The following is an 11,335-nucleotide window of genomic DNA, read 5'->3' as shown; positions in this document are numbered from 1 at the left end:
TACCGCTGGATCACGACGCTCGACGAGTGCGACTTCAGCCAAGCCCGGCACCGGAATTCCTGAACGTTAGTATACTATCTGGACATCTGCTAAAATCGTACTTCACCGTATTCATAGATATCCGATCACATGACTGCCTCCGCCCCTTTCACCATCGACCAGGTTGTCGTGGGCCGAAGCGCCCGCATGCGGGCGGTGTTCGATTTCGTGCGCGTCATCGCCGACAGCGACAGCAGCGTGCTGGTGACCGGCGAGACCGGCACCGGCAAGGAAATGGTCGCGAACTTGATCCACCAGTCGAGTTCGCGGCGCCACAGGCCGTTTGTGCCGGTCAGTTGCGCGATCCTCTCGGAAACGCTCATCGAGTCGGAGTTGTTCGGACACGAACGCGGGGCATTCACCGGCGCGATCAAGGATCGGCCGGGTCGATTCGAACTGGCGCAGGGCGGGACGATCTTCCTCGACGACATCGACGATGTGCCCATGTCGATGCAGGTCAAACTGCTGCGCGTGCTCCAGAATCGGACCATCGAGCGGCTGGGCGGATCCAGGACGATCCCGATCGACGTTCGCGTGATCACGGGCAGCAAGCGCGATCTCAAGCAGCTGGTGGGCGACGGGAAGTTTCGCGACGACCTCTTCTATCGCCTGAACGTGATCCCGATCAATCTGCCGCCGTTGCGCGAACGTCGCGAAGACATCCCCATCCTGATGGACCACTTCATCAAGCGGTACTTCAGGGAGCGGAGCGAAGAAGCGCGGGCGGTTGCGCCGGCCGTTCATCTGGCGTTCATGCGGTACCCGTGGCCCGGTAACGTGCGCGAACTCGAGAACGCCTGCGAACGGATTGCCCAGACGTGCACCTGCGACACCGTCCGGGTCGGATGCGTGCCGGTGAGCGTTCTGTTCCACAAGTATGCCGAGGATCACGAACCCATCGTCGAGACCCACACGCTTCCGTCCTCGATCTCACTCGACGATCGGTTGAAAGAGGTGGAGTCGAATCTGATCAGCTGGGCGTTGAAGGTCAGCAGCGGGAACAAGTCGAAGGCCGCCGAACTTCTCAATATCAAACGGTCGACGCTGGGTGATCGGATCAAGAAGCTCGGTCTCGGCCACCTCGAAGCGGCTGACTGACGACCGCGCGCCGATCACCTCCGACCGCGCCGAGATTTCGCAAGAAACCCCGACCAAATCGCTACCCACAAACTGGCAAGCCCTTCGATTCCCCTGAAAAACGTGCGTTTTCAGAGCTGGCACCCGGGTTGCTGCACACCCCTTCATGGAGTCGGGTTTGGATTTCGCGCGGACCCGCGCCGCCGCTCCCTTGCAGTTCCGGGTCCTGGGCCCGGACTCGGGCGGACCCCCACAATCCGACCTGCGTCGATTGTTCAGGGGGCAGAGGATGACGGCGGCCCGCCGTTCCAGGCTCGGTCAGTCTGGCCGCATCCTCGCGATGTGCGGGACCCGCGTGGCAGGCCTGGCGGCGTACGAGCGGTCGGAGCGTGAACTGCGGGTGACGGAATTGGGTCTCGATCGCGACTCGATCTGCGGCACCGACGAGGTTGCGGCTGGTCTCCTGGACGCCCTCGAGCTGGCGTGTATGGCCAGCGGCGCACGCCGGCTGGTGCTGCTGCCGCGGGCGACCCTCGCCGACGCGGTGCTTCGCCGACGTGGCTACGCCTCGGTCGCAAAAGGGCCAGACGGCAGCTGGTTCGAAAAGAAATTCACCTGAGAGACGATCTACGCCCGCTCCGCGGCTCGCGCGGGATCGCCCGCCGGCGCGATCACATCTGGAATCCCGAACACCTCGCACGTCAATCCCGCCAGGCGAACCCGCTGGACAATCTCCTTCAGCCGGGCCGCAGGGACGGCTTGCAGGTACGGAAAGGCGGGTGCCCGATCCAGGGTGTAGACGTGGACGGCTCGCGGCTTGATCCGCTGGAGCGCCACAACCCAGTTGATGACGGCCAGATCGCTCGTGTTGTCGAGACGACCGGAACGGTCCTTGACGAACATGCCCTGGATGACGATGTCCTTCATCTTGCAGAGACCGTCGAGGATCTGATCAAACGGCACCGGCGTGCCGTTGATCTTCCGCAGCGTCGCGGCGTCGCCCGCGTCGAGCTTCATGTAGCGCTCGTCCAGATCGGCGAGGGCCTGTCGAACGTCCTGGCGGTCCAGCGTGCTGGAATTTGACAGGATCGCCAGCGGGACTTTCGGTGCGAGGTCGTGCCGAATCTTCCGCAGTGCCGCAACCACTTGCTTAAATTCCGGGTGCATGGTCGGTTCGCCGTGTCCCGCCAGCGTAATGCGGTCGATCCGATCGCCGTGCGCCGCACACGCCCGCAGGGCTCCGGCGACAGCCTTGGCGACCACCGACGAGGTCGGCCAGTTCGCGAGGGCCGACTGGGTTGATGTACGGGCCATCTCCGACCAGCCGTACTGGCAGTAGGCGCAGTTGAACGAGCACAGCTTGACATGGGCCGGCGTCAGATTGACGCCAAGCGACCGCCCGAGACGCCGCGATTTGACTGCTCTCGTGGAGGGCCATCAGCGCCGAGTTCGATCCGTTCCGCTTGATGACGGGCGCCGCCGCCGGTCTGGCGGAGCGGGTTCTGGGTGCCGGTACCGTGCGCGGAGCCGGGCGCGGCGCGCCGATGGACGGCGACTGGGGCTTTGACTTCTTCAAGGGAACCTCCGACCGTCCGGGGTCTGCCGACACGCGCCGCCGGCGCACCCGGAACCGTGCGGGGAATCCGTCTGCCGCTTGCAGGACGGGGTGGAGCTGGTCCTCCGATAGGGGAACCTCCTCCATTATGGCACGATCAGGTCAAACGCAGTGCGTCCAGGGCGGCCTTGTCGAGATACAGACTGTGGGAACATCTGGTAAAATTCGTCCGTCATTCCAGTAGATGCCCTCCCGGCTCGATTCGGTCATCACATTCGCCCCCGATTGGACAACCCTCGCATGCGTCGATTCTTACTACTTCGGATCCCAACAGCGGCGTCGATACGCAGGATGGCCTCCCCGGTCGTGCTCCGAATCCCAGCAGCGGCGTCGATACGCAGGATGGCCGCACACCTCGTTCGTCTCGCAGGCGCCACGATCCTTGTCTGCGGGACCGCGATCGCGGCAGAGCGTCCTGCGCTCCAGATTCCACGCGTCAGCGAACCGCCTGTGCTCGACAGGTATCTCGATGGCAGCGTGACCCCGCCGGGGTTCAAGGTCACCGGATTCCAGCAGCGCGAGCCCGGTGACGGCGTGCCAGTGTCACAACCGACCGAGGCCTATGTCTCGTACGACTCGCAGTATTTCTACGTCGTCTTCATCTGCCACGACGAGCCCGGCAAGGTGCGCGCGAACCTGACAAAACGTGAAGCGATCACGGGGGACGACACGGTCGGCCTGATCCTAGACACCTACAACGACGGCCGCCGTGAGTACTTGTTCCTGGCCAATCCGCTTGGGATTCAGCTGGATGGCGTCACCGGCGAAGGGCAGGACGACGACTACAGTTACGACACGCTGTGGAAGTCCGAGGGGCGGCTGACCAAGGATGGTTACGCCGTGCTGATGGCGGTACCGTTCAAGAGCCTCCGATTCAGCAATGCCCACGCGCAGACGTGGGGTTTCGCGCTCGGCCGGATCATTACGCGCACCAACGAGACCGCCTTCTGGCCGTACGTGACGCGCCGCATCGCCGGGTTCGGCCAGCAGATGGCCGTGATGAGCGGCATCGAGGGTGTGTCTCGCGGGCGCAATCTCCAGGCCATCCCGTACGGGAGCTTTGCTTCGGCACGGATACTCGAAGATGCTGGCAACCGCGTGACCGAGACGACCGGGCGCGTGGGGTTGGACGCGAAGGCCGTCGTCAAGGACGCTGTGACGGTCGACCTGACGGTCAAGCCCGACTTCAGTCAGATCGAGTCGGACGAACCCCAAGTGACGGTCAACCAGCGGTTCGAAGTGTTCTTTCCGGAGAAGCGCCCGTTCTTCATCGAAAACGCCAACTACTTCCAGACGCCGCAAGAGCTGTTCTTCTCGAGGCGGATCGCCGACCCAGGCGTCGGGGCACGGGTCACGGGCAAGATCGCCGGGTGGGCGTTTGCCGGGCTGGTGGTCAATGATCAACGGCCTGGGCACGCCATCGACGCGGGGCTGCCGGGGCACGATCGCCAGACGGCCGCCGGGGTGTTCCGTGTCCAGCGCGAATTCGCCCGGCAATCGTCGCTTGGCGCCATCTTTACGGACCGCGAATTCGCTTCGGCTTCCAACCGGGTGTTCGGCGTGGACGGACGCTGGAAGATTGACGACAACTGGTCGTTGACCGGGCAATGGGTCGGCAGCCGGACGACCGACGCGCAGGGCGTGGCGGCCAGCGGCTCTACTGTCTTTGCGGAACTGCAGCGCGGAGGACGGAGCTTCGAGTTCAGCACGAAGTACACCGCGCGCAGCCCGGAGTTCAGGTCCGACCTGGGGTACATTCCGCGCGTCGACATGCGTGAACTGGAACAGGAGATCGGCTACACCTGGCACCCGAAGGACAGCCGCGTGCTTCGGGTGGGCACCAGTCTCGAGGCCAGCGCCGTGTGGGATCACGCCGGTCAGCTCCAGGACTGGCTCATCGACCCCGGCTTCGAACTGGAGTTGCCCGGCCAGACGGAACTGTTTGCCGGATTGAACCAGGCCTTCGAGCGGTTCGAGGGCGTAGACTTCCGCCGCCATTCCTTCTTCACGCACGTTTCCACCCAGTGGATGTCGTGGCTCAACCTGAACGGCGAGTACTCGTTCGGCACAGCCATCAACTACTACCCGGCAGCGGGGTTCCAACCGTTCCTGGGTCGGGAGCAGAGCGCCGAGATTGGCGTCACGCTGAAGCCGTCGTCCCAGTTGCGGCTGGATCAGACGTACCTCTATTCCAAGCTGGCGACGCGAGGCGACGCGTCCGGCTGCGGCTGCACAGCGCCGACGACCGGCGACATCTTCTCGGATCACATCGTGCGCAGCCGGTTGAATTACCAGTTCACGCGGGCGTTGTCGGCCCGTGCGATCGTCGACTACGAAGTGGTGCGCCCCAACCCCCTCCTCGTGGATCTTGAGCACGAACGGCGGTTCAACGTCGACCTGCTGTTCACGTACCTCGTCAATCCCTGGACGGCGGTGTATGTGGGGTACACCGACGCCTACGAGAACTGGCTCGCCCCGGGTCTGGTGCAGCGCCCGGTGACCCGAGGCGATGCGCCTTTGACATCGGTCGGGCGGCAGGTGTTCGTGAAGATGAGTTATCTGTTGCGGTACTGAGCGCGTCGAATCCTGGTAGATAATGGGACCATCATGCCGCTCAACGCCTGCGAGCTCGAAATCGACCTGTTCTGCCGTGGGATGCGCATCCCCGACGATGTCTCGCTCGAGGGCGCCCGCGGCATCTCCCGCACGCGCGCCGGTCTAGGCTCGGGTCTTGAGATCATCATCCCGACGCGAACATGGCTGAAGCCAGAGGTCTGGGCCAATGTGCCGGTCGTGGAATCGTTCGCGAAGGCGTCGCCCTATGTACTGGGCGGTTCGCCCGCGGGCGGTTACCAGTTGACCAACGACGACACCGGCGACTGCTACCCGATTCGGATCCCCCGCGAACCTGAGTGGTACTCGCGCGAGACGTCGCGGTCGATCCCGATGAACCACATTGGCGTGCTGCAGGGGACCTACCTCGGCATCTACGTCAACATGGTCTGCACGTTCTGGAACTACAATCCGCCGCTCAACTGCCGGTTCTGCACGACAGGCCAGAACGTGGGCGAGAGCGAGGCGGCCGACAAGGCCGTCGGCGACGTGGTCGAGACGTGCCGCGCGGCGCGCGACGAGTCGAACGTGTCGTTCGTGCACTTCAACGGAGGTTTCCAGGGCACCAGAGGAATTGAGTTCACGGAGCCGTACATCACAGCGATCAAGAACGACGTCGGCATGCTGGTCGGCGTCCAACTCGCACCCGAACGCGATTTCGCCCGCTACGACCGGCTGATTGATCTGGGCGTCGATCATCTCTCGTTCTGCGTCGAGTTCTGGGACGCCAAGTGGTTTGGAGAGATCTGCCCCGGCAAGGAGAAAATGCTCGGGCAGAAGCTGTTCTTCGACGCGATGGCTCATTGTGCCAAACGTATGCCGCGCGGCGCGGTGTCGGGCGAGATCATCGCGGGTCTCGAGCCCATCGAGAACACCTTCAAGGCCATCGATTTCATCGCCGATATGGGCGCGTTCCCGACGGTCTGCGTGTTTCGCCCGACGCTCGGGGCCGACATGCAGGACTGGCCGCCTCCTTCGTTCGACGACATGCGTCGCGTGATGGAGCGCGTGTACGAAGCGTGCCGGCGAAACTGGATTCCCATTGGAGCGGCTCCCAACATCGAGGTCAGCCTCGTCGTGAATCCGGACGATGCGGCCATGCTGGCGCCACGGAACACGGGATTCTGGGTGTACGAGGCGTACCGGCGGACCGCAAGGGTCGTGGCCGCACCGCTCTTCGCGTGGAGACGTCGGCCGCGACGACGAGATTCCGGCGTGAGCGGCGGAACAACGGCACATCGCTCGTCGTGAATGTGAGGCCCGGCGCAACATCATCTCAATGATCTGGACGTACTGGCACCACGGCCGCGACTTGGCATCGAGCTTGCGTTGAGCGACTGCAGGTGACGGATACCTGCATGATTGATCGTGAGAAAGTACTGACGGTTCTCCAGAAGCGCTTCCCGGGTTCGGCGCCCGATCAGCTGGCCGCCGCAGTCAACGCCATCGTCGGGCTCGAAGACGACTGGGTGGACGTGACGTCGCGAGAGGCCGAACTGGGTTATCACTTCTCGGTCCAGTGCGGTGAGATTTGCTTCCTCGCCGACCAGATCCAACAAGGTTCCCAGTTCCGCCTCTTCATGAAGAAGGCGAATGGCAGGTAGGGGGACCTACCGGGATTCCGTCGGGGACCTGACCAGTACGGCCAGATTCTGACGGGGCGGCGCTAGCAAGCGGCTGGGAATCGGGCAAATCGGCCGATTCACTAGTTGGTATCAGTTTTGCAGTTCAATTGACCGTATGGATCAAATTACCGCGGGTCTTGGCCCGTGGTGTAGGTAACGAGGCTGTGAAGACAACCCACACGTCGCTCGGGAGGCCCGCGCATAGGATTCCTCTCATACCCACCGCGGTCGACCAGCCCATAAAACGGTCGATCGTGACTATCCTCTTTACATCTTCCTTCCAGACTCTTTTTCCACAGGGCGAGTCTTCTGAGCGGCGGATGGGTTGTTCAAGATAGAATCGGACCCCGGCAGGTGGGTGGTGAGCCGGGGTGGGTGTCTCCCTCAGTCCTTCGATTCATACGTTCGGCGCCGAACTTCTTCCCTCAGGACCGAGTGCTGAGCGAGAACCTTGACCGAGTGGCCGACGAGGACACGCAGCCGCCATGGCGAGTCGAAGCACTCGGGCGGCGTGAAGGAGTTCAGGTGAAGACCGAGCGCATGCCGTGGACGTGCCGGTGGAGCGAGTTCCGTCCTGCCATGCCGGCACCCATGTGGATGGATGCTTGGATGGCGCAGTGGGCCTGCCTGGTTGAGCACAAACGCGACGTGTCGACGGCGTTGGATCGCTGCGAGGAATGTCCGAAGTGGGAATCGCGGAATGCGCGGGTGGAGAAGCCGCCGCGCGAACGCGAACACCGGCCGTGAGCGGCCTCCGGGCTCGCTCTCTTGTTTCATTCAGGATCATCTCATTATTCTTCATCGACGTCGCGCGTGGCCGCCGGGGAGCCAGTCGCGCCGGTCAGGCAACTATGACGCGTGCACTCATACGACTGCTGGTCTGCATCACAGTGATTGTCGGGTCGGCGGGCGCAGCCGCGGCTGATCAAGCGGCCCGGGCCACCGCGGCGCCGAAACCTCCTGCCAACGACGACTGTCTGGCGTGTCACGGCGATGCCTCCGCTGTCGGTGCCAACGGAAGATCGGTGTTCGTAAAGGCGACGGAGTTCGCCGCATCCATCCACGGGTCCGGCGGTGTCGCGTGTGTGGATTGTCACGCGGACCTCGCCAGGAGCGCGGAGTTTCCGCACGCCGAGAAGCTGAAGCCAGTCCGGTGCGCCGGTTGCCACGACAAGGCCGTCGCGGCGTACGAAACCAGTGTCCATGCGCAGGCGAGGCGATCGGGGAAGAACCTGACGGCGGCGACGTGCATCGATTGTCATGGCACCCACGACATCAAGCCGTCGACCGATCCGGAATCGCGGACCCACCATTCGAAGCTGCTCGACACGTGCGGCCGGTGCCACGGCGACGAAGCGATCATCAAGCGCGGCAACATCCAGATTGGCAATGTGGTGGAGTTGTTCAGGGACAGCATCCACGGCAGGGCGCTGACGCGCAGCGGGCTGACGGTCGCGCCGACCTGTTCGGACTGTCACGGAAGCCACGATATCCGCCGGAAGAGCGATGCGGCCAGCAGCGTGTACCGGCGGACCGTGCCGTTGACGTGCGGCAAGTGCCATGAAGGGATTGTGCGGGACTACTGGACGAGCATTCATGGGGTGCAGGTGGCGAAGGGAAGTCCGCTGGCACCGGTCTGTTCGAGCTGCCACACCGCGCACGAGATCTCGCGAGCCGACGTCGAGGGGTGGAAGGTCGCGGTGATCAAGGAATGCGGCACGTGTCACGAGGAGTCGATCAAGACCTATCGTGACACCTTCCACGGGCAGGTGACCGCCCTTGGCTACTCGCGAGTCGCCTCCTGCGCCGATTGCCACGGCTCCCACACGATCGTGCCGAAGGCGGACAAGCGGTCCATGGTCAACGATGCCAACCGGGTCAACACCTGCAAGAAGTGTCATGCCGGCGCGACCGAGAGTTTTGCGCAGTACGACCCGCACGGCGACTCGTCGAATCGTGCGCGCAATCCGCTGTTGTTCTACACGTCGCAGTTCATGAAGATGCTGCTGCTGGGGGTGTTCGCCTTCTTCGGCATTCATACCTTGTTGTGGCTTGGCCGGGGGATGCAGCTGAAGGCGGCGGCGAGGCTCCGCGGACAGGGCAAGGACGACTCCACGGAGGACGGGCGATGAGCGGCAGCACACCTGCGAACGCGCCGATGACGGTGACGCACTACCGGCGATTTGAGCGAACTGATCGCCTGCTGCACGGCTTCCTGATGTTCAGCTTCCTGGGGCTGGCGTTTACCGGCATGCCGCTGCTGTTCAGCCACGAGACCTGGGCGGCGAGTCTGGCCCGGATCTTCGGCGGGTTCAGCGCCGCGGGCAACATCCACCGCTTCTGCGCGATGATGATGATTACCGTGTTTGTGATCCATCTCAGCCGCATCGCCCAGCGCCTGTTCATCCGGAAGGACCTGGCGATGCTGTGGGGCCCGGCGTCGATGGTGCCGCAGCCGCGCGACTTCTTCGAACTGATCGCCCACCTCCGGTGGTTTGTCGGGCTCGGAAGGCAGCCGCGATTCGACCATTTCACCTACTGGGAAAAGTTCGACTACTGGGCCGTGTTCTGGGGCATGGGGATCATTGGCGGGTCGGGTCTCGTGTTGTGGTTCCCCGAGACGTTTGCGCACGTGCTGCCGGGGTGGTTGTTCAATATCGCGATGGTCGTCCACGGCGAGGAAGCGCTGCTGGCGGTGGGCTTCATCTTTACGATTCACTTCTTCAATGGTCATCTCCGGCCGGAGAAGTTCCCGATGGATTCCGTGATCTTCACGGGGCGGGTGACCGTCAACGAGATGCTCGAAGAGCGCCAGGACGAATACGAACGTCTCGTCATCAGCGGGCGCATTGACGAGCTGGCGTCGGCGGCGGCGCCACAGTGGATCTATACCCTTGGCCGATCGGTCGGAGCCGTGGCCGTCACGTTCGGCTTGATCATGGTCGGATTGATTCTGTTTGCGCTTCTGACAAAGTAGGCACGATGGCGACGCGCTCCCGGTTTTCACTGCTCCGCAATGCGATCACGATCTTCGGCGTGGCGCTGACCACGTCGAGTGCGCTGCTGTTCCTGACGTTCTTTGCGCTCGACGTCTTCGGATTCCATAGCAATCCCTACATGGGCCTGCTGTTCTTCCTGATTCTGCCGACCTTCTTCATCCTCGGCCTGATCCTGATTCCGATTGGCATGTGGCTGGAGCATCGCCGCCGGTCTGAAGGCAGGGCGTCATGGATGCCGAGCTGGCCGCGCATCGACTTCAACGACCCGTACCAGCGCCGGGTCGGCGCGATCGTGCTGGCGTGCACAGTCGCCAACGTCCTGATCGTGTCGGTGGCCGCGTACCGTGGCATCGAGTACATGGACTCGGTCCAGTTCTGCGGACAGTTGTGCCACGAGGTGATGCAGCCCGAATTCGCCGGCTACCAGGCGGGGCCCCATTCGCGTGTCGCCTGCATCCAGTGTCATATCGGTCCCGGGGCGCCATGGTTCGTCCAGGCGAAGCTCTCGGGTTTGCGGCAGGTCTACGCCGTGACGTTCAATACGCACTCGCGGCCGATTCCCTCACCCGTCACCAATCTCCGGCCCGCCCGCGACAGCTGCGAGCAGTGCCACTGGCCGGAGAAGTTCCACGGCGACAAGATCAAGACGATTCGCGAGTACGCCAACGACCAGGCCAGTACCGAGTCGGTGACGACGCTGCAGCTGCACATCGGCGGCGTCAGCGTCGCCAAGAACACCGCTTCCGGAATCCACTGGCACGTCGGCGCGATGAACACGATCCAGTACGTTGCCAGCGACGAGAAGCGACAGGTGATCCCGTACGTCAAGCTCGACGACGGCCGGGGAAACGTCTCAGTGTTTCGGTCGGACGGTGTGGCCGGAGACACCCCGCCCGCCGGCGAACTGCGGACCCTCGACTGCGTCGATTGCCACAATCGCCCCTCGCACACGTTCGCGTTGTCAGCCGAGCGGGCCGTGGATGACGCCATCGCCGACGGCGCGATCGATCGGAGTCTTCCCTTCATCCGGCGCGAAGCCGTGAAGGCCTTGACGGCCAGCTATCCGACGTCGGGTGCGGCGCTGCCCGGCATGGCGTCGGCGATCGACAAGTTCTACCGGGAGAGCTATCCGGCTGCGCCGAAATCGGCTGTCCAGCAGGCGACCGCGACGGTCCAATCCCTCTACCAGCGGAACATCTTTCCGACCATGAAAGTGGGCTGGGGATCGTACGCGAACAACATCGGACACGCGGCGTTCCCGGGGTGTTTCCGGTGTCACGACGATAGCCACAAGTCGAAGTCCGGCAAGGCGATACCTCAGGATTGTTCACTCTGCCACACTCAGCTCTCGTAGCCCCCCAGAGGGT

Annotated in this window: 10 protein-coding genes; 9 read left to right on the top strand and 1 reads right to left on the bottom strand. The window is 63.4% G+C overall.

Going from position 1 to position 11,335, the window contains the following annotated elements; genetic code table 11:
• The first annotated feature begins 129 nt into the window (after positions 1 to 129).
• Complete coding sequence (locus tag NTV05_09255) at positions 130 to 1,137, top strand: sigma-54 dependent transcriptional regulator (protein MCX6544588.1); 1,008 nt, start codon at positions 130 to 132, stop codon at positions 1,135 to 1,137.
• Positions 1,138 to 1,405: 268 nt separating this feature from the next.
• Positions 1,406 to 1,735, top strand: a complete 330-nt coding sequence (locus tag NTV05_09250; protein ID MCX6544587.1) for a hypothetical protein — start codon at positions 1,406 to 1,408, stop codon at positions 1,733 to 1,735.
• Between the two features lie 8 nt (positions 1,736 to 1,743).
• Here NTV05_09250 and NTV05_09245 read toward each other — a convergent pair whose 3' ends face one another.
• Positions 1,744 to 2,475: a radical SAM protein gene (locus tag NTV05_09245; protein MCX6544586.1), complete on the bottom strand. Its 732-nt coding sequence runs from the start codon at positions 2,473 to 2,475 to the stop codon at positions 1,744 to 1,746.
• 598 nt (positions 2,476 to 3,073) lie between these two features.
• Between NTV05_09245 and NTV05_09240 the strand changes: the two genes are divergently transcribed.
• The 7 genes from NTV05_09240 (at position 3,074) to NTV05_09210 (ending at position 11,322) form a co-directional block, all read left to right on the top strand.
• Entirely contained in the window at positions 3,074 to 5,305 is a 2,232-nt protein-coding gene (locus NTV05_09240) for a DUF5916 domain-containing protein (protein MCX6544585.1), read from the top strand.
• Positions 5,306 to 5,338: 33 nt separating this feature from the next.
• Positions 5,339 to 6,595 carry a hypothetical protein gene (locus tag NTV05_09235; protein MCX6544584.1) on the top strand — a complete coding sequence of 419 codons (1,257 nt, stop codon included), beginning with the start codon at positions 5,339 to 5,341 and terminating at the stop codon, positions 6,593 to 6,595.
• A gap of 107 nt (positions 6,596 to 6,702) precedes the next feature.
• On the top strand, positions 6,703 to 6,948 hold the full coding sequence (locus NTV05_09230) for a hypothetical protein (protein ID MCX6544583.1): 246 nt from the start codon (positions 6,703 to 6,705) through the stop codon (positions 6,946 to 6,948).
• A 546-nt stretch (positions 6,949 to 7,494) separates the two neighbouring features.
• Entirely contained in the window at positions 7,495 to 7,716 is a 222-nt protein-coding gene (locus NTV05_09225) for a hypothetical protein (GenBank protein MCX6544582.1), read from the top strand.
• Between the two features lie 104 nt (positions 7,717 to 7,820).
• Positions 7,821 to 9,101 (top strand): cytochrome c3 family protein, encoded by a 1,281-nt coding sequence (locus NTV05_09220; protein ID MCX6544581.1) that lies wholly within the window; start codon positions 7,821 to 7,823, stop codon positions 9,099 to 9,101.
• Positions 9,098 to 9,946 (top strand): hypothetical protein, encoded by an 849-nt coding sequence (locus NTV05_09215; protein ID MCX6544580.1) that lies wholly within the window; start codon positions 9,098 to 9,100, stop codon positions 9,944 to 9,946. Before NTV05_09220 ends, NTV05_09215 begins: the two co-directional genes overlap by 4 nt.
• A gap of 5 nt (positions 9,947 to 9,951) precedes the next feature.
• Complete coding sequence (locus NTV05_09210; protein ID MCX6544579.1) at positions 9,952 to 11,322, top strand: NapC/NirT family cytochrome c; 1,371 nt, start codon at positions 9,952 to 9,954, stop codon at positions 11,320 to 11,322.
• The last annotated feature ends 13 nt before the right edge of the window (positions 11,323 to 11,335 follow it).

It is taken from the genome of Acidobacteriota bacterium (assembly GCA_026393755.1).
Lineage (GTDB): Bacteria > Acidobacteriota > Vicinamibacteria > Vicinamibacterales > JAKQTR01 > JBAXOX01.
This window is presented reverse-complemented; position numbering and strand designations above follow the sequence as displayed.

What these genes read in the sequence shown, in the direction of transcription:
- NTV05_09255 (MCX6544588.1), top strand. Translation starts at nt 130, where the DNA reads ATGACTGCCTCCGCCCCTTTCACCATCGACCAGGTTGTCGTGGGCCGA.
- NTV05_09250 (MCX6544587.1), top strand. Translation starts at nt 1,406, where the DNA reads ATGACGGCGGCCCGCCGTTCCAGGCTCGGTCAGTCTGGCCGCATCCTC.
- NTV05_09240 (MCX6544585.1), top strand. Translation starts at nt 3,074, where the DNA reads ATGGCCGCACACCTCGTTCGTCTCGCAGGCGCCACGATCCTTGTCTGC.
- NTV05_09235 (MCX6544584.1), top strand. Translation starts at nt 5,339, where the DNA reads ATGCCGCTCAACGCCTGCGAGCTCGAAATCGACCTGTTCTGCCGTGGG.
- NTV05_09230 (MCX6544583.1), top strand. Translation starts at nt 6,703, where the DNA reads ATGATTGATCGTGAGAAAGTACTGACGGTTCTCCAGAAGCGCTTCCCG.
- NTV05_09220 (MCX6544581.1), top strand. Translation starts at nt 7,821, where the DNA reads ATGACGCGTGCACTCATACGACTGCTGGTCTGCATCACAGTGATTGTC.
- NTV05_09215 (MCX6544580.1), top strand. Translation starts at nt 9,098, where the DNA reads ATGAGCGGCAGCACACCTGCGAACGCGCCGATGACGGTGACGCACTAC.
- NTV05_09210 (MCX6544579.1), top strand. Translation starts at nt 9,952, where the DNA reads ATGGCGACGCGCTCCCGGTTTTCACTGCTCCGCAATGCGATCACGATC.